The sequence below is a fragment of the Lysobacter sp. FW306-1B-D06B genome (genome assembly GCF_038446665.1).
Classification (GTDB): Bacteria; Pseudomonadota; Gammaproteobacteria; order Xanthomonadales; family Xanthomonadaceae; genus Lysobacter_J.
The window spans coordinates 1,424,432-1,441,972 of sequence record NZ_CP151802.1 but is presented as its reverse complement, the minus strand read 5'-3'; the positions used below and the strand labels follow the sequence as shown (position 1 = coordinate 1,441,972).

Sequence of the window (17,541 nt, the reverse complement as noted above, 5' to 3'; positions counted from 1 at the left end):
CCCTGTCGGCCAGAATGAGTCATTCGCCAGCGCCTGAATCACGCCGCGCGAAGCGGAGTCGGCTTGGATGAATCTCCGTCTTCCCGGGCGAGATCTACCGCGCGCCCGGGACGTGGACCGAGCATGCGCACCCAACGCTGTGCTACTTCGACGAAGTGAGCAGGAGAGGTCACTTCGCCGCGTGGGAACAGCCCCATCTGTTCAGCGCCGAACTCCGTGCGGCCTTCTACCCGTGGCGCAAAGCTTCGCCGGTCAGCCCCACGCCCGTCGTATCGGAAGGCGTCGCAACGAACTTGTGATGCATTGGCTTACAAAGCGGCGGCAATGGCGACATCCGCCGGATACACCGCAGGCGCGTAATGGTCCAAAGCCAGCGGATCGTCTGCTGGCTCCATCCAAAGGACTCGAACATGACGAACCTGCCCTCACAGACCCCAAAGGCCGCGCTGGTCTTCGGGGGTTCGCGCGGCATTGGCGCCGCCATCGCCCGCCGCCTCGCCCGTGACGGTTACGCGGTGGCCATCACGTACGCGTCCCGTGCCGACAAGGCGGCGGAGGTGGTCGATGCTATACAGGCCGATGGTGGTCTCGCCATCGCGCTGCAGGCCGACAGTGCGGACGCGGAGGCAATCACGTCCGTCGTGCGTGGAGCGTCCGCCCGGTTCGGTCCGCTCCATGTGGCCGTGGTCAACGCCGGCATTTACAAGGGAAGCCCGCTACAGGAGTTCTCGCTCGACACCCTCGACCAGATGCTGGCGATAAACATACGTGGCGTGTTCCTGGCGATCCAGGCGGCGGCTGCAGGCATGGCCGAGGATGGGAGGATCATTACCATCGGCAGCAACACCGCCGTGCGCGGAGGCGTCGTGGGCAGCAGCGTATACGCGATGAGCAAGGCGGCCGTCGCAACGCTGGTGCGTGAACTCGCCTTGGACCTAGCGCCGCGTCGGATCACGATCAACAACATCCAGCCCGGCCCGATCGAAACCGACATCACCGCCGACTTCCTCGAACCCCTGATCGCGCGAAACCCGTTGAAGCGGGTTGGCCGGCCGGACGAAGTCGCCGCGCTGGCTGCTTTCCTCGCCAGTGCGGACGCCGGATACATGACCGGCGCGAGCCTGACGATGGACGGTGGCTACTCGATCTAGCGAGCGAAAGCCTCGTCACGCGCCCGCATGAACCGAACCGGCCGGACACGTGGGCGACGTCATCGATCTCATCGGGTCTTCCAGCCTCCGCCCAGCGAAATCCGCTTCGGGGCGAAAGCACCCGCTAGTACTCCACTTCGGCTCTGGCCGAATGTCCGCTATCGGGAAGCGGACATTCGCCACGCCCCGTGACCTCCGGCACCGATGAGGTGCTGCCTCGTCAAGTCGAACTCATGGGATTGGAAGGAACGCACTCGGCAACCCGATAGGTTTGATTCCAGTCTACTGGTTGAGCGCGGATCTGCTCGGGCGACGTCATCAGCAGCACCCTTTGGCCGCGCGATTTGATGCGCCGGCTTACCTCGCCACTTCCTGAGCCTTCTGCTGCGGAGGGTCTGGTTACTGCTCCACGACTGCAGCGGGTTCATCGCCCAGCGCGTGCCGGGGGAGGTCGATGGTGAAGACGCATCCGATACCAGGCACGTCACGCACGCTCAGCACACCGGAGTTGGCTTCGATGCTGCTGCGGGAGATGGACAGTCCCAGACCCAAGCCGCTTCTGTTCTGGCCTCTCTGGATGAAGGGCAGGAACATCTTCTCCGCATCGCCTGACGGCAGGCCACCACATTGGTCTTCAACGTCGATGAGGATGCGATCCGCCACGGCGTAGGCATTGACGCTGATCTCGCTGTGCGGGCGCGAGAACTTGAAGGCATTCTGCAGCAGGTTTCCGGCTGCCGAGAGCAGCAGGTCACGATCCACGTCGACGGCCAGCAAGGGATCCACGTCGGACACCTTCAGCGTGGCCCACGCACGTTGGCCTCTAGCGAGGCGGAAAGCTTGAGCTCCGCCAGAAAATCGCGGACGGAGAACAATCGGCTCTGAAGTGGCAGGCCGGCTGTCATCCGGACCTCAGCCAGGGAGCGGTCGATCAGGTTGCCCAGATTCACCAGAGATCGCTCGAGTACGCCGCCGGTGGCACCGGTCACGCCCACGCTGCCATTCCTGATCGCAGAAAGTGCCAGCGTCGCCGTCGCCAGCTGGTTACGCAGTTCGTGGGCGAGAAAACCCAGCCGCGCGTTCAGATCGTGCGCGTGCTGGTCCGCGACGACGATATCGCGTTGGTACCCGAATTCGGTGACCGCATTGGCGATCGCGTTGTCCAGGCAGCGATTGAGAACCCGGAACTCGTCCACTTCGATCTGCGCATCCAGCTCGAATGCCAGATCGGTGATGGCCTGGCAAAGGTCGCCGTAGTCGTGGACCACTTCCTCGACAGTGAAGCCATGCTGCATCAACTCCTTGCCGTGCTGGGCCGCCGTGTCGCCTATCTCCGATAGGGCCGGCTTGCCGCCACCGGTGCGCCCAGAAATGCGTCGGCTCTGCCGCGGATCTGAGGTCTGCTCCAGTTCCAGCGTCCTGATGACCTGTTCGAGAAACACAGATATTCCGTGTTCAAGCTCCGCCCCGGACACGCCACGGGCCGACCTCGCCTTGACCTTCACCCTGCATCGAGCAGCCAGTTCGTCCCGATTCGCGATTAGAAAGCGGTGCATCATCACAGCACCATACCCCTAGCGCGCAATCGCGAAGCGGCGGAGCGATCTACCGTCTGTCGGCGGAACCGCCTGTGCAAGCGGCAGGCGAAGGCCGCTGCGGTGAGGACCGAACACATTCTCAGATCCTTTGGGTCATGAGTGACATTGGCCGCGGCGCCGGACACTTCCGTCGTCGCAGGTACCAAGCGGAATGGCGAGCGACGCTGCCGTGCGTTCTCACGGTGGCGTCATTGGAGCGAGGTCCTTCCCTCATCCGCGTCGCGCGTCACCAGCCATGCAGCGCCAACACCAGCAGGGCCGCAATGCCTGTGATCGCCGTAATCCAGTATGCGAGCAGCATCAGGTCGCGATGGTGGCCGCAGTAGCGAATGCCGTCCCTGTCCATGCTGTCCAGGTATTCCCGGTTATGCAGATAAAGCATCGTGCTGCGCGCGCTTAACAACGTCCTGTGCTGCCAGAGGACCGGCTGGGAAGCATGCAGCCACTGCTGCGGGTGGCGAGTCCTGAGGCGGTGCAAAAACGCTACCCACACCAGCGTCTCCACTGCCATGGCGAATGCAAACGAAACACATGCGATGACCGTTACCTTGTTCATGACCGCACTGCAGCAATCTTGCTGACCGTTGTTTCTCGTGCGCGCGCGCGTCTGACACGGGTTCGGACGACCATTTCTTCGTCAACCCGCCCGCACGCCCGTCGCTCCTTCCATGCCCGCTTGGTGCGCAACATTTAAGTGCCTCGCGCCGGGCAGGCAGCGCCTGGCGACTCGATCTCTGGCACCTGTCGCACTCCTGCCGGCTCGACGCGTCCGGCGGTATGGCCGTTGGATTCGCGTTTCTTGACTGCGTCCCGACCGACACAAAGAACATTGGCGAAGCCGCGAAGCTTCGCCAATGGCAAAATTCGACTCGAACCGCGAATCTGGCCGGTCGTTCTGGCCCGCTTCAGCACCAACATCAACGGGCTTTGGACTCCGCCGATTAACCGCGTGGCTTCACTTCTTCTCGATGCTGCGCCGCGTGACGTGAGCAAGCTGTTACGGTCTCAGGATCGCATGCCCTTCAGGGCAGTGCTTTGCGAGGCATCCGGGACGACCGAAGTCACGCAGGCTTTGTGTAAGGAGCCGGACGGGCTGCGATCATCGGTAGCCGCCCTCCACCCCGGGTCGGGCGACCACAGTGGAAGGGGTGTTATCAGGGACCTGACTGCATCCGACAGCGTAGACCAGAGCATCTCGACGATGGTTTTCATATGCGTATACCACCCCTGGGTGAGCCTCCATAGGAAGGTCACAGGGGCGCGAGGGGCTCGGCGCATCTGCGGCTTTGACGACGGCTGGTCGTGAGCCCTCACACTATGGGCGTCCTTGACATGCGTACCTCGAATCTGCGGAACGCGGTTCATCTCGCGTACCCGCAAGTGCGCAGGCCACCGCAAGGGGCAGACGGCCAGGTACCGAGATCGCAACGACTGGTCTTTCGGAACGCGCACTCCGGGGGCCCGTCGTAGCCGGGCTGCAGTGGAGAAGTCCGCGAGCGCTTAAGGCATTGCCGACTCACGTTGAGATCACCCGGAATGGCGCAGCTTGAGTACGCACTACGACGCAACGTCGTAATGGCTGTTCAGCCGCGCCGCCCTGCCCGTCCTCTCCGCATAGAGCCCGACGCTCTCCTGTCACCCGACTTGGGCGGCGATCTGCACAGCAGCGCGGCCGGTGCCTCCGTCGTGGACGCTACCCATCCCGACGACGTCTCCCGTCTCAAGCAGAGCAGCCGCTCGACCGAGAACATCATGAACGCCTCCAGCAGCCCCTTATTCACCGACCCCCTCAAATCGATGCCCGGATTCTTTGGCATCCGACTTGATACCCAACCTGCGTATCGCATCGAGGATACTGATCTTAGCGCGCAAACGTTAGCGCTTGAGTACGATATCGCCGTGCAACGCGCTGAGAACGAAGGTCTGGCGATCCAGACGTTTGGGAGGGCTGAGAGTCCGAGCCTTTTTGCTCGCATATCGAAGTACGTGAGGAAAGATTTCGACCCGGCCGCCAAGGAGCAGGAGCGCACCCTCGAGCAGCTTCTTGTTGATCTCAGGACTGCGACGAACTGCGATACGCAGCTGCGCATGCGATCAGCCCCGTTGATGGCCTTGATGGCATCCGATCTTCGGGACGCCAGGCGCTTCCCTACCGAAGGAGCCCTCTCGGCAAGGCCGATGCGGGCATGGCTCCAGCGCTACAACGGAATTGAGTTCCTTCAAGCGGCGAAGCGACACCACGCTCAAGTAAATGCGCAAGCATTGCGCATGGCATGGCTGGCTGCCACGCGGCGCATACGGGCTGGCTGGGCACGTTTGGACTATCTAGTTCCTCCGACCCGCTAACGTGCCGATGAGATGTCCGCTATTGGCCAGGAACAGACATCGAACAAGGCAAATCCTTAGACTGGAACGCTTCGTGAATCGCGGTTTCGTAGATTCGCAGCTGGATAGGCCTTCAGTCTGCTTTTCGGCAGATCGCTCGACGACTGATCAACGCAGTTCGTCGGGAAGCCCCTGCGGACTCCCCGACAGACCCTGTGGGCAGGATTACTTCGCGGCTGCGCGCGCTGCCTCGATAATCACCTTCGCCACCGCTTCCGGGCTCGACACCATCGGCACGTGGCTAGTCGGCACTTCGGTGGTGGTGGCGCCGATCTTCTTCGCGAGCGCACGCTGAGCGCCCGGGTCGATCATGCGATCCTGGCCGGCGACGATGTACCACGACGGCTTCGCGGTCCACGCGGCCACGGTGACACGCTGTTCGAAGTTCGCACCGCGCACCGGACCCTGGGTGGCGTGGATCAGGTTGGCTTCGGCGGCGCTCACGTCCTGAGCGAAATCGCGGGCGATGGCGTCGGCGGGCAGAGTGAGGAAACCGTCGGCGTCGGCGATGAAGTGCGCGAAGCCCGGAGGCGCCGGGAAGCCGGTGGTGTCGGCGGCCGAGTGGGCCCCGAGCGTCGGCGCGAAGGCCGCGACGTAGACCAGCGACTTCACCTTGGCGTTGCCGCCGGCCTGGGTGATGACTGCACCGCCCCAGGAATGGCCGACCAGCACGACCGGACCTGTCTGGGCGTTGATGATGCGGTTGGCGGCGGCGACGTCGTCTTCCAGCGAGGTCAGCGGGTTCTGCACCGCGACTGCGTTCAGGCCCTGAGCCTGTAGCAGCGGTATGACCTTGTTCCAGGACGAACCGTCGGCGAAGGCGCCGTGCACTAAGACCACGGTCGGGCGAGTGTCGGCGATCGGGTCAGGGGTCGCGGCGGTGGCGGCGGCGCTCAGGCCGAGGGCGGAGGCGAGGACCAGCGGGGCGAGCAAGTTCATGGCGGAGTTCCTTAGGTGTGTGTCGGCCGGGTCGTTCCCGGTGAGGCCACTATCCCGGAGTCGCCCGCACGTCATGTGTTGTAAAGTCCAGAAAACTTGCCATGGAGTCCAAACATGACCGACAGGCTCGATGCCCTGCTGGGGAATTTCTCGGTGCGGGCCACGGTCCGCAACACCGGCACCATCTGCGGCACCCATGAATTGGCGGCGGAAGACGGCGTGGGCCAGCTGCATCTGGTCAGGCGCGGCACGGTGGTGGTGCACCACGCCGTAGGCAAGCCGATCACCATCGATACGCCCAGCCTGCTGCTGTACCCGCGGCCCTGCGGCCACCGCTTCGTGGTGGAAGGTGAGGATGGCGCCGACTTGGCCTGCGCGGCCCTGGTCTTCGAGTCCGGCACCGAAAATCCGCTGGTGTCCGCGCTGCCGGCCTGCCTGTGCCTGCCGCTGGACCAGCTGATGGGCGCCCGCCTGCTGCTCGACCTGCTGTTCGAGGAAGCCTTCGAGCAGCGCTGCGGCCGCCGCGAAGTACTGGGCCGCCTGTTCGAACTGGTGCTGATCCAGGTGCTGCGTCACCAGATGGGAAGCGAGCAGCTGCAGACCGGCCTGATGGCGGGCCTGGCGCACCCGCGCCTGCGGCGCACGATCACCGCGATGCACGAACGGCCGCGCGAGGAGTGGACGCTGGAAGCGTCGGCGGCGGTGGCGGGCATGTCGCGTAGCTCGTTCGCGCAGACATTCCGCACCACGGTCGGATGCACGCCGGGCGAATACCTGCAGCGGTGGCGGATCCTGCTGGTGCAGAAGGGGTTGCGTGGCGGAAAGCCCTTGAAGTTACTGGTCGACGACGCCGGCTATGCCAGCGAGTCGGCGCTGTCGCGGGCGTTCAAGGCGCAGGTGGGGGTAACGCCCAGGGAGTGGAGGGGGCGAAATCATGTGCAGCGCAGGCCTGACTAGTCCGCTATCGGCCAGAAACGGACATCGTCAAATACCGACTTCGCATCACCTGGCGTAAAAAGCTCGGTTCGTTAGACCTCGGGCGAGGACGCATGAACACGCTGAAGAACTGAGCACACTCCAGCCGCAACTAACAGCGTCGTTACGATGCGGATCCACGCAGGGCTCAGTACGCTCTGCCAGCGCTGCCGACAGCGTGCGGACATCGCGCGCCTGCGGTTGTAACAGGCGCCAGCGCCTTGTATCCAGACGGTGCTGGCGTGCGACATCGGCCAGGACGGCCGGCGTGTCGCGCGCCGGATCGATGCTGATCATCGCGAAGTCCAGCCGCTCCTGCTCACCGGCGGTCAGCTGCGTCTGCAAGGACTTTCCGCTGCCGATGATCAGCGGGCACATCACATGGCAGCCGGCATAGAACATCGAAACCACGGTCGGTCGGCCGCGCAGGGCGTGCCAGGCGAGATGGCGCCCGGACTGGTCGGTCATCGTCGCCTGCACTTGATAGATCGAGTCGCCGGGCAGCGCCCGCTGCGCCAGTGCCGGCATCGCCGACAGCAGCATCGCGGAACCCAGTACCAGCGCATGGATTGCGCGTCTCATGAAGCCTCCCGCACACAATGAAAGCCCAGGTTTCCCAGCGTGCTGCGCGGCGCCATCGCCGACAGCAGCGCCACGCGCTTGAGGACCGCGTAGTCGTCGCGATCGGCGAACGACAGGCCCGTTGCACCGCAGAAGCGCAGGCGGTCGCCATCGTCGGAACCGCGCTTGTCGGAGTCGCCGAGCAGGCTGGCATGGTCGCCGACCCACTCCCAGTTCGCGCCGTGCAGCCCCGACACGCCGTAGGCATTGGCGGGTGCGCCGGGACGCGCGTCGATGCCACGCGGCGTACCGTCGTCGAGCAGACGCGCGCGCCAAGCCGCATCGCCGCGCGCGTCACGGCGTGTGGCGTCGGCGGCGGCGGCGAACTCCCACTCGGTCCAGTCGGGCAAACGCGCCCCGATGGAAGCGCAGTACGCGTCGGCTGCGAACCAGCTCACTTGTGTCACCGGGGTTTCGGGAGCCTGCCCTGCTGCATCGGCCTGGCGCCAATGCGCCAGATACGCCGAGTCCGCCAGCAGCGATGGCACCCGATCGCGCCGCCACTGCGACTGTACGCGCACGAAGGCTTCGAACTCGCGCACGGTCACGGCCCGCCGCTGCATCGCGAAACCGTCCACGCGACGAAGGCGCTCGTCGCCCTCGTAGCGCACGGTCGAACGGTACATGCCGCCAGGCACAACGGCGAAGTCGGGCGGCGCCGTTGCGGGCGCCGCCAGCAACCACCACAGCAGTGCACTGGTCAGCACGATCGCCTCAGTCTCCCTTGGCGGGCGCGCGGGCAGGTTCGGGGAACTCGTCGGTGGACTGCTGCCCGGTGTAGATCGAGGGATTCTTTTCCCCGTCCACCTTGAGGATGCCCAGCGTGCCCTTGTGGAACGTGCGGAAGATGCTGTGATCGACCAGGACGAAGTTGCCCGGCACATCGGTCTTGAACTCCACGATCGCCGAACCACCCGCCGGCACCAGCGTGGTCTGCACGTTCTCCTGGTACTTCGATCCGCCCTCGCTGTAGACACGATCGAAGATCTCGCCGATCACATGGAAGCTGGACACCAGGTTGGGCCCGCCGTTACCGACGAACATGCGGATGCGATCGCCGGCCTTCGCGGTGAGTGCGTTGTCGCCGGTCAGCGAACCTTCCGAACCGTTGAAGACCACGTACGTCGGATGCTCATCGATGGCCTTCTCCAGACTGAAAGGCTGCAGGCCCGGATCGCCGTGCTTGCCTTCGGTGTAGAAGTCGCCCTGCATGACGTAGAACTCCTTGTCCACTTTCGGCAGGCCTTCCGGCGGCTCGACCAGGATCAGTCCGTACATGCCGTTGGCGATGTGCATGCCCACCGGCGGCATCGCACAGTGATACACGTAGAGCCCGGGATTCATCGCCTTGAAGGTGAACTGCGTCTGGTGCCCCGGCAGCGTAAACGTCGCCTCGGCCCCGCCACCGGTACCCGTCACTGCATGCAGGTCGATGTTGTGCGGCATGTGCGAGTCATGCGCGTTCTTCAGCTTGAACTCCACCGTGTCGCCCTGGCGAACGCGGATGAAGCTGCCCGGCACCGTCCCGCCGAACGTCCAGAAGTTGTAGGTGACGCCGTCGGCCAGGCGCATGTCCTTCTCGATGACTTCCAGCTCCACCAACACCTTGGCCGGCGCGTTGCGCTGGATGGGCGGCGGCACCATCGGCGGCGCCGTGAGGATGGCCTTGATGAGCGCGCCTGCCGGCTCGGATGCAAAGACAGCGGGTGCGCTGATTCCCAGGGCGACGACAAGCGCGTAATGCAGCACGTTGCGGGAGGCGCGGAGCATGGACTGTCTACCTTGATTGGGCCCGAGGCCGATGCGCGCACGTTAGGGTTCGCAGGTACGTACCCGCCTTGACCTATGTCAATCCCATTCAGCACGACTGCAACTTGATGCAAGACGGCATATACGGATTTGATCCGGATCATTTTTTGCGCACGGCGATGTCGGCCGCATGGCGTTGCGTGTCGATGCATTCGACCCACTCGCGCACGCCGCTTCCCCGATCCGCAGCGGCATTGACCTTCGTCAAGGAATCGGCGGCCGCATCCACTAGCCTGAGCGCCGCACGATTCTGCATTCCAGCCCACTCAAACGGATACCGACCATGATCTCCGCCGTGAACCCGCATCTGCACACCGAACGCGAAGCCGCCATCACCCGCGCCCTGCGTACGGCCGACCCGGACGCCGTGGTGAACATCGACCGCGAAAGCGGACGCCTCAGCGTCCACACCGTGCTCGATGAACGTCAGGTGCGCGCACTCCTCACCGAAGCAGGCGTGGAAGCCGCCCCTTCCCGTGACGAGCAATGCAACGACGACGCGTCCGGCGGATGTTGCGGCAGTTGCGGTTGATTCTTGCCGATGTAGACGCTTCACATGAATGCGACCGGCCCGCGTGGCGCGGCCTCTCCCGACGGGGCGAGGCCGCGCCGTCGGCGCTGATGCATTGCCCGGTCGAGGGCTGCCTGCGTCGCTTTACGGTTCGGACGGCACGTCGTCGTCCGCCGCGCCCGCCAGCGTGCTCAGTCCCGCGGCGTCGAGCGCCTCGACCACAAGCGCGAAGGCGGGCGATGCCGCTTCGCAGGTGTCGCTCCAGTGAGCCATCGTGTCTCTTCCTTCATGCCAACAAGTGGATGAGTCCCAGCGGGTGATGCGAGCGCGCGATGAAGTAGATCTGCGCGTAGACCAGCAGCGCCGCGACGAACGCGGTGATGCGCACCAACCGACTGCGTACTCGATGCAGCGCGAAGTAGCCCAGCACGATGTACGTCACCACCAGCATCACCTTCACCGCGAGCCAGCCATTGGCGAACAGGGCACCCGGCAGGATCGTCAGCAGCATCATCGCCGCGGTGAGCAGCACGGTGTCGATCGTGTAGGCGAGATAGCGCGCGGGGGCGGCCGTCGGCCAGCGCATGCCCGCCAGCAGCGAAGCGCCGCGCAACAGGAACCATGCCCCGCTGCACGCTATGGCCAGCACGTGCGCCAGCTTGATGTAGGGATAGAAGGCGATCATTGCGGCCTCAGCCCGGCTTCCCGTCGGCGCGAGGCGTGAGGTAGATCCAGCCCAGACGGCCGACCCACGGCAGGAAAGCCAGCAGCCATCCGATCGCCGCGGCGACATGCCAGGCGTACGCGTCCGGCATGACCTCCGCCATCACGCGCATCAGCGCCACCACCTGCACCGCGACGAAGGCGAACCATGCCACGGCGTACATCACCAGCGGCCGTCCCGAATGTCCCTGTGTCACGCGCGTGACCATCGCCACGAGCAGGCTGCCGAAGAAGCCGATGAACAAGGCGTGCGCCGGCGCGCGGCCAAGCTCGAAGCGGTCGGTGACGGCGAAGATCAGACTTTGCGCCGAATACAACGCGAACGTCACCGGTAACCACGCCATGCCGATGAAGAGCACCGCCAGCAGCCCGGGCATGCGCCCGCGCGGCCACCAGCGCCACAGTGCCCACAGCGAAAGCGCCAGCAGCGGCAGGTCGGCGACCCACAGCCACGCGTATGCGTGGGCCAGTTCAAGCAGCAGGTGCAGGAACAGCAGCGCCCACGCGCTCGCCAGCCACCCAAGGGGACGCCACACGACATACCCGGGCACCGTGTTGCCGGCGAAGAACGGGAACATGCGATGCGCCACGGTGAGGTAGATCGGCAGCAGCAATCCCACCGTGCCCAGGCGGATGCTCAGCATCACCAGCACCGGCGGTCCGCCGAGCACGTAGGCGAGGAATGCCAGCAACCCCACCCATCCAAGCACCAACGCCAGGAAACACGAACGCGCGTGCCAGGTCGTGCCCGACTCGCGCAGCAACAGGCGGCCGAGGAAACACAGTCCCGCGGTCCAGCCGGCGACGGCCATCAGCACGCCGATCACGATGGCCGCTTCCAGCCCGCACGCGCCCAGCAGCAGGGCCAGCTGACCGCCCATCAGTCCGACGCCGACGGGCACGTAGTGCCAGCGCTCCAGTGCCGGCAGCCCCATCCAGCGCGGGAACACGGTCAGCAGGAAGCCGAAGATGAAACTCGGCAGCACGAGGTACTGCATGATGAAGGCATGCAGCCAGCCGGCGGGAACCGAAGGCTGCGACGCGCCGAGCAAGTCCGGCCAGCGCGTGGCCGCGAGCCACAGCGCCCACCAGCCCATTGCCAACAGCACGTTGCCCGCGCCGGTGAAGAACATCAGACGATGCGGTGCCTGCACGAGGTGGCGCGCGGAGGCGTCGTTGGATCGGATGGCCTGCAACATGGGCGCAGTGTAGGAATCGCACCGGTGGCAGGGCCTTGATCTATGTCAGATGCGATGCAGACGCGCGCCGGACAGAGAGGGAGACGGAGACGGCAAAGCCCGACCGTTTCCGGCCGGGCTTTGCGCGATTGCCGCGATGATGATCAGGCCTGAGTCGGAAGTCCCCGCGGCACCGCCACGCGCCGCGGCGCCACCCACAGCCGCAACACGAACCACGCCAGCGACACGGCACCGACACTGAAGATCGTGTCCGACGGCACGCGCATCCACACCAGCAGATCGACGATGGGCTGCTGCATGAACTCGGCCGAACGCGCGTACCAGTAGCCGTGTTCCAGCGCCGCCTTCAACTGCAGGATGCCCAGGGGCAGCAGCGTGAACAGCGCCATCCCCGCCAGACCGATGTTGAACGCCCAGAAGCTGGTGCGCAGCACGTTCTCGTTCCACTGCACGTCCGGCTTGAGGCCACGCAGGCAGAACAGCATCAGCCCGATGCCCAGCATTCCGTACACGCCGAACAACGCGGTGTGGCCATGGGTAGGCGTCAGATTCAGGCCCTGCATGTAGTACAGCGACAGCGGCGGGTTGATGAGGAAGCCGAACAGCCCCGCGCCCACCAGGTTCCAGAACGCCACCGCGATGAAGAACATGATCGGCCAGCGGTAGCGCTGCATCCACGGCGTCGCCTTGCCCATCTTGTAGCTGTGGTACGCCTCGAACCCCACGTAGGCCAGCGGCACCACTTCCAGTGCGGAGAAGCTTGCGCCCAGTGCGATCACCGCCGTCGGCGTGCCCGCGAAGTACAGGTGGTGCAGCGTCCCCAGCACGCCGCCGGCCATGAAGACGATGGTGGCGAACAGCACCGCCGTCGTCGCCGTGCGCACCTGCAGCAAGCCCAGGCGCGTGAACAGGAACGACATCACCGCCACGGCGAAGACTTCGAAGAAGCCCTCCACCCACAGATGCACGACCCACCAGCGCCAGTACTCCACCATCGACAGCGAGGTGTGTTCGCTCCACATCAGGCCGGCCGCGTAGAACAGGCCGATGGCGACGGTGGACAGGAACAGCAGCACCACGATCGAACGCGACTCGCCGCCATTGCGGATCGCCGGCCACAGCGCGCGTCCCACCAGCGTCAGCCACAGCACCAGGCCGATGAAGAGGAACCACTGCCAGAAGCGGCCCAGGTCGACGTATTCCCAGCCCTGGTGACCGAACCAGAAATTGTGCTGGAGTCCGAGCTTCTGCATCACCGCCAGCCATTGCCCGGCGAACGCGCCCACGACGATGACGATCAGGCACGTCCACAGCAGGTTCACGCCCAGTCGCTGGAACCTCGGCTCATGCCCGGAAATCGCCGGTGCGATGTACAGGCCCATGCCGAGCCAGGCCGTGGCGATCCACAACACCGCCAGTTGCGTGTGCCAGGTGCGCGTCAGCGAATACGGCAGCACGTCGGCCAGTGCGAAGCCGTACGCCTGCTGGCCTTCGACCTGGTAGTGCGCGGTGATCGCACCCAGCAGGATCTGCGTCAGGAACAGTGCGATCACCACCCAGAAGTACTTGGCGGTGGCCTTCATCGACGGCGTGAGCCGGATCGCGGCCAGCGGGTCGGTGCGCGGCAGCGTCGGGGCCATTTCCTCGCCGTGGTTGACCGCATAGTGCCAACCCAGCAACGCGATGCCGGCAATCAGGAACAGCACGCTGAAAACCGTCCAGAGGAACGCGCCCGACGTGGGCCGGTTGCCTACCAGATCATCGGCCGGCCAGTTGGCCGTATAGGTGATGTCGGAGCCCGGTCTTTGCGTGACCGCCGCCCACGCAGTCCACCAATAGAACGCGGTGAGCTGCCGGCGATGCTCCGCATCGGGCACGGTGTCGTTGCGCATCGCGTAGGCCTCGCGCAATCCGGCGGTGGCCGGATCGGCGCCGAACAGGCTCTGGTAATGCGTCGCCACGGTGGCGATGGCCGCGACGCGGTCCGCGTCCAGGCGAATCGTCCCCGTCGCTTCGTCGTAGGTATTCGGACGCAGCAGCGCCTGCACGCGTGCGCGATACGCGGCCTGGGTGTCCGGGCCAAGCTTGCGGTAACTGTCGACGCCGTCCTCGCGACGCGCCCAGCCGTCCAGGAGGGCTTCGGCTTCGCGGTGCAGCCAGTCGGCGCTCCAGTCCGGCGCGACGTAGCCGCCGTGGCCCCAGATGGAACCCAGTTGCTGGCCGCCGATCGATTGCCACACCTGCCGGCCCGTCTGGATGTCCTGGCGGGTGAAGACGACTTCGCCGGTCGGTCCGACGACCCGCTCGGGCATCGGCGGTGCCTGGCGGTGGATCTCGCTACCGACCCATAGCAGGACGGCGAACGAGGCGATGAGCAGGACCGCCAGGCCTGCCCAAAGCTTGCGAGTGGAAGTCATGTCTGCGCTCCTGTGAATGCGCAGGCATCTTCCGGCCGGGTGACCACCCGCCTCCATGATTTATGTCAAGGCGAAACGATCTGATTGACACGACTCGACACCGCATCAGTGCCGTAGCACGGCCCGCGCCATCGCCTCCAGGCGGGGCATGTCGAGGATTTCCACGTCGCGGTGCTTGATCTGCACCAGGCCGTCGCGCTCGAACCGCCGCAGCACGCGGCTGACGGTCTCCGGCGCCTGGCGCAGGTAGTTGGCGATGTCGGTGCGCGACATCGTCAGCTGGAATCGCCGCGGCGAGAACCCGCGTTGCGCCAGGCGCCGCGACAGACCGATCAGGAACGCCGCCATGCGCTGGTCGGCCGAATGGTCGCCCGCGAACAGGGAGGCCACGCCGATGTCGCGGCTCATCAGGCGGAACAGATGGCGCTGCAGATTGGGAAGCCGCGCGGCCAGCGTCGCGATGCGCGGGAACGAGAACCGGCACAGCATCACCGTGTCCAGCGCCACCGCGTTGCACGGGTAGCGGTCGTCGTGGATGGCGTTGAGGCCGATCACCTCGCCGGGCAGATGGAAACCCAGCACCTGCTCGCGGCCGTCGGCATCCACCATGTAAGTCTTGACCGTGCCTGCGCGAACCGCGGCGATCGCGCCGAACCCGTCGCCTTCACGAAAAACGTGTTCGCCCGGATGCAGCGGACCGATGTGTTCGACCAGCACGTGCAGATCCTGCAGCGCCGCCTTGTCCATGCCCTCGGACAGACAGGCCTGCGAGAAGGCGCAGGTCGAGCAGAAGTGAAATGTGTCGCCGTCGTCCGCGAGCACCGAGGCGTCGGTGCGCGGAAACACGATGCCCTGATTCATGCGGCCGCTCGCTCACACCATCCGCGAGAAGGGCGCCGGCCGTTCCCCGGGCGGTGCCGCGAGGTAACGGTCGAAACAGGACGCCAGCACCCGCAGCAGCAGGCGACCTCGCTCGGTCGCGCGGATGCAATGCGGACCCACCTCCACCAGTCCGTCTTCTTCCAGCGGCTTCAACTTCGCCAGGGCCTGGGCGAAGTAGACGCCGAAGTCCATGACGTGGCGGCGCTCGGTGGCCGTCACGTCGATCTCTCCCAGGCACATCAGCTGCTGGATGACGTCGGCGCGGATCACGTCGTCGTCGTCCAGCTGCATGCCGCGCCACACCGGCATGCGTCCTTCATCGATAGCGCGCTCCCAGCTCGGCAGATCGCGTGGATTCTGGCTGAAGCTGCTGCCGACGTGGCTGATCGCGCTGACGCCCAGGCCGAGCAGGTCGCTGTCGGCGCAGGTGGTATAGCCCATGAAATTGCGGTGCAGCTCGCCGCGTCGCTGCGCGAGCGCCAGGTCGTCGCCCGGCAGTGCGAAGTGGTCCATGCCGATGTGGACGTAGCCCGCTTCGCCGAGGCGTTCGATCGCCTGCTGCAACAGCGCCAGTTTGGCCTGCGGCGTGGGCAGGTCCGCCTCGTTGATCTGCCGCTGCGGCCGGAACAAGGTGGGCAGGTGCGCGTAGCTGTAGATCGCCAGGCGATCGGGTCGCGCACGCAGGGTGATGTCGAGCGTGCGGTCGAACCCGGCCATCGTCTGCCGCGGCAGGCCGTAGATCAGGTCGACGTTCACCGAGCGGAAGCCGTGCGTGCGGCAGGCATCGATGATGCGCAGCGTTTCCTCCACGCCCTGGATGCGGTTCACGGCCTGCTGCACGTCCGGGTCGAAGTCCTGAACGCCCAGGCTGGCGCGGTCGAAGCCCGCTGCGGCCAGTTCGCGCACATAGGCTTCATCGACGAAGCGCGGGTCCAGCTCGATCGAGCACTCGCGCCGGCCACGCGCAGCGAACCGGAAGTGATGCCGGACCACGTCCACCGCCTCGGCGAGTTGCTCGGCTGACAGGAAGTTGGGCGTGCCGCCGCCGAAATGCAGCTGCACCACTTCGCGATCGCGATCGAACATCGCCGACGCCAGTCCGATCTCGCGATACAGCCGCGTCAGGTAAGTCTCGCCGCGTGCCTTGTCGCGCGAGATGATCCGGTTGCACCCGCAGTAGAAGCAGGGACTGGCACAGAACGGCACGTGCACGTAGAGCGACAGCGGGCGTGGAATCGGATCGCCGTTGCTCGCCGCCGCGGCCTGGCGCAGCTGCGCTTCGCCGAATCCGGGCTTGAACTGCGGCGCCGCCGGATACGAGGTGTAGCGCGGCCCCGGGCGGTCGTAGCGCCGGAGCAGCTCGGGATCGAAGACAACACGCGAGGTAACCATGGCCGGCATCGTCCGTGGCCCGGGCCGGTTCCACCTTGATTTTTATCAAGCAGCAGCACGCATGCACCCCTGGCGCACCTGTTCGCGTTCGGCTTGACCCATGTCATACCGCGCCGCCGGCCGTCATGCGCGAATGGCATGCACTCCACCAGTCATGACACGACGATGAACCAGTACCCCTTCGACGCGCGCGGCATCAGCAAGCGCTTCCGCCATGCCTCCATCTTCGGCGCGCTGGACGCACTGACGCCCGGCGAGACGATGCGCTTCTTCAACGACCACGATCCGGTCCCGCTGCTGCAACAAATCGCGCAACGCTACGGCGAAGGCATCCGTGTGGAATACCGGCAGCGGGAGGTCGGCGTGGTGATCATCGACTTCACCGTGACCGACAGTCCGGCCTGAGCGGTCAGTCGCGCGGCTGCCTAACGAGGCTCCGCAGGTTCCCACACCATGTACACGTCGGCCCGCACGTAGTGCGAACCCGGGCGCGGCGCAGGGTGATGGCGGAAGCCCACGCTCTCGTAGAGCGCCAGCGCCGGGCCGAGCTTGCTGCTGGACTCCAGGAACAGCTCGCGGCCGTTGCGCGCGCGGAAGGCGTCGAGCGCGCCCTGCATCAGGGCGCGGCCCACACCGGAACCGCGCGCCTCGGGGGCGACGGCCATCTTGGTCAGTTCGTACACGCCCTCCGACTCGCGCTTGAGCGCAACCGTGCCGATGGCGTGACCGTTCCCGTCGACAGCGAACAGCACATGGCCGCCGTCGGCGAGGATGTGGCGTTCGGGGTGTCCCAACACTTCACGGTCGATCGGCTCGACCGTGAACCAGCGTTCGAGCCATTCGATGTTGAGGCGGGCGAAGTCTTCGCGCCAACGCGGCGCGTAATCGACGATGCGAAGGGTGGCGATGTTCATGCCGCCATCATAGGCCGCACGACGG

General features: G+C 65.5%; 20 protein-coding genes. 5 read left to right on the top strand and 15 right to left on the bottom strand.

Features of this window, described 5'->3' with window-relative positions; translation table 11 throughout:
- Nucleotides 1–410 precede the first annotated feature (410 nt).
- The gene (locus AAFF32_RS06615) at nt 411–1,151 is read left to right on the top strand and encodes an SDR family oxidoreductase (RefSeq protein WP_216960881.1); all 741 of its coding nucleotides are present in this window, start codon (nt 411–413) and stop codon (nt 1,149–1,151) included.
- 399 nt (nt 1,152–1,550) lie between these two features.
- Here AAFF32_RS06615 and AAFF32_RS06610 read toward each other — a convergent pair whose 3' ends face one another.
- From AAFF32_RS06610 to AAFF32_RS06600, 3 genes are all read right to left on the bottom strand, one after another.
- A complete protein-coding gene (locus AAFF32_RS06610; RefSeq protein WP_342316864.1) occupies nt 1,551–1,937 on the bottom strand; it encodes an ATP-binding protein in 387 nt (128 codons plus the stop codon).
- A gap of 11 nt (nt 1,938–1,948) precedes the next feature.
- Nucleotides 1,949–2,593, bottom strand: coding sequence for a hypothetical protein (locus AAFF32_RS06605; RefSeq protein ID WP_342316863.1), 645 nt, complete (start codon nt 2,591–2,593; stop codon nt 1,949–1,951).
- A 382-nt stretch (nt 2,594–2,975) separates the two neighbouring features.
- Nucleotides 2,976–3,305: a hypothetical protein gene (locus AAFF32_RS06600; RefSeq protein ID WP_216960887.1), complete on the bottom strand. Its 330-nt coding sequence runs from the start codon at nt 3,303–3,305 to the stop codon at nt 2,976–2,978.
- 980 nt (nt 3,306–4,285) lie between these two features.
- On the opposite strand from AAFF32_RS06600, the gene AAFF32_RS06595 reads away from it, so the two are divergent.
- The gene (locus AAFF32_RS06595) at nt 4,286–5,095 is read left to right on the top strand and encodes a hypothetical protein (protein ID WP_216961907.1); all 810 of its coding nucleotides are present in this window, start codon (nt 4,286–4,288) and stop codon (nt 5,093–5,095) included.
- A 204-nt stretch (nt 5,096–5,299) separates the two neighbouring features.
- Here the strand turns inward: AAFF32_RS06595 and AAFF32_RS06590 are convergent, their stop codons facing one another.
- The gene (locus AAFF32_RS06590; protein ID WP_342316862.1) at nt 5,300–6,073 is read right to left on the bottom strand and encodes an alpha/beta hydrolase; all 774 of its coding nucleotides are present in this window, start codon (nt 6,071–6,073) and stop codon (nt 5,300–5,302) included.
- Between the two features lie 114 nt (nt 6,074–6,187).
- On the opposite strand from AAFF32_RS06590, the gene AAFF32_RS06585 reads away from it, so the two are divergent.
- Complete coding sequence (locus AAFF32_RS06585) at nt 6,188–7,030, top strand: AraC family transcriptional regulator (RefSeq protein ID WP_216960892.1); 843 nt, start codon at nt 6,188–6,190, stop codon at nt 7,028–7,030.
- Nucleotides 7,031–7,075: 45 nt separating this feature from the next.
- On the opposite strand, the gene AAFF32_RS06580 is transcribed toward AAFF32_RS06585, so the two are convergent.
- The 4 genes from AAFF32_RS06580 to AAFF32_RS06565 all read right to left on the bottom strand — a co-directional run bounded on the left by AAFF32_RS06580 (nt 7,076) and on the right by AAFF32_RS06565 (nt 9,734).
- Nucleotides 7,076–7,630, bottom strand: a complete 555-nt coding sequence (locus AAFF32_RS06580) for an SCO family protein (RefSeq protein ID WP_342316861.1) — start codon at nt 7,628–7,630, stop codon at nt 7,076–7,078.
- Nucleotides 7,627–8,376: a formylglycine-generating enzyme family protein gene (locus tag AAFF32_RS06575; protein WP_342316860.1), complete on the bottom strand. Its 750-nt coding sequence runs from the start codon at nt 8,374–8,376 to the stop codon at nt 7,627–7,629. The genes AAFF32_RS06580 and AAFF32_RS06575 overlap by 4 nt, the downstream gene beginning before the upstream one ends.
- A gap of 7 nt (nt 8,377–8,383) precedes the next feature.
- Complete coding sequence (gene nirK, locus AAFF32_RS06570; protein ID WP_342316859.1) at nt 8,384–9,439, bottom strand: copper-containing nitrite reductase; 1,056 nt, start codon at nt 9,437–9,439, stop codon at nt 8,384–8,386.
- A gap of 139 nt (nt 9,440–9,578) precedes the next feature.
- Nucleotides 9,579–9,734 (bottom strand): hypothetical protein, encoded by a 156-nt coding sequence (locus AAFF32_RS06565; RefSeq protein WP_216960900.1) that lies wholly within the window; start codon nt 9,732–9,734, stop codon nt 9,579–9,581.
- Nucleotides 9,735–9,761: 27 nt separating this feature from the next.
- On the opposite strand from AAFF32_RS06565, the gene AAFF32_RS06560 reads away from it, so the two are divergent.
- Nucleotides 9,762–10,010, top strand: a complete 249-nt coding sequence (locus tag AAFF32_RS06560) for a hypothetical protein (protein ID WP_216960902.1) — start codon at nt 9,762–9,764, stop codon at nt 10,008–10,010.
- A gap of 123 nt (nt 10,011–10,133) precedes the next feature.
- Here the strand turns inward: AAFF32_RS06560 and AAFF32_RS06555 are convergent, their stop codons facing one another.
- The 6 genes from AAFF32_RS06555 to hemN all read right to left on the bottom strand — a co-directional run bounded on the left by AAFF32_RS06555 (nt 10,134) and on the right by hemN (nt 16,602).
- Nucleotides 10,134–10,262 carry a hypothetical protein gene (locus tag AAFF32_RS06555; RefSeq protein ID WP_342316858.1) on the bottom strand — a complete coding sequence of 43 codons (129 nt, stop codon included), beginning with the start codon at nt 10,260–10,262 and terminating at the stop codon, nt 10,134–10,136.
- 13 nt (nt 10,263–10,275) lie between these two features.
- On the bottom strand, nt 10,276–10,674 hold the full coding sequence (locus AAFF32_RS06550) for a SirB2 family protein (RefSeq protein WP_216960904.1): 399 nt from the start codon (nt 10,672–10,674) through the stop codon (nt 10,276–10,278).
- Nucleotides 10,675–10,681: 7 nt separating this feature from the next.
- Nucleotides 10,682–11,911, bottom strand: a complete 1,230-nt coding sequence (locus tag AAFF32_RS06545; RefSeq protein WP_342316857.1) for an NnrS family protein — start codon at nt 11,909–11,911, stop codon at nt 10,682–10,684.
- A 143-nt stretch (nt 11,912–12,054) separates the two neighbouring features.
- A complete protein-coding gene (locus AAFF32_RS06540) occupies nt 12,055–14,328 on the bottom strand; it encodes a nitric-oxide reductase large subunit (RefSeq protein WP_342316856.1) in 2,274 nt (757 codons plus the stop codon).
- Between the two features lie 105 nt (nt 14,329–14,433).
- Nucleotides 14,434–15,189 carry a helix-turn-helix domain-containing protein gene (locus AAFF32_RS06535; protein ID WP_216960910.1) on the bottom strand — a complete coding sequence of 252 codons (756 nt, stop codon included), beginning with the start codon at nt 15,187–15,189 and terminating at the stop codon, nt 14,434–14,436.
- Between the two features lie 12 nt (nt 15,190–15,201).
- Nucleotides 15,202–16,602 carry an oxygen-independent coproporphyrinogen III oxidase gene (gene hemN / locus AAFF32_RS06530; protein ID WP_342316855.1) on the bottom strand — a complete coding sequence of 467 codons (1,401 nt, stop codon included), beginning with the start codon at nt 16,600–16,602 and terminating at the stop codon, nt 15,202–15,204.
- 165 nt (nt 16,603–16,767) lie between these two features.
- On the opposite strand from hemN, the gene AAFF32_RS06525 reads away from it, so the two are divergent.
- Nucleotides 16,768–17,007 (top strand): DUF2249 domain-containing protein, encoded by a 240-nt coding sequence (locus AAFF32_RS06525; RefSeq protein WP_254200205.1) that lies wholly within the window; start codon nt 16,768–16,770, stop codon nt 17,005–17,007.
- Between the two features lie 20 nt (nt 17,008–17,027).
- On the opposite strand, the gene AAFF32_RS06520 is transcribed toward AAFF32_RS06525, so the two are convergent.
- Nucleotides 17,028–17,516, bottom strand: a complete 489-nt coding sequence (locus AAFF32_RS06520) for a GNAT family N-acetyltransferase (RefSeq protein ID WP_342316854.1) — start codon at nt 17,514–17,516, stop codon at nt 17,028–17,030.
- Nucleotides 17,517–17,541 lie beyond the last annotated feature (25 nt).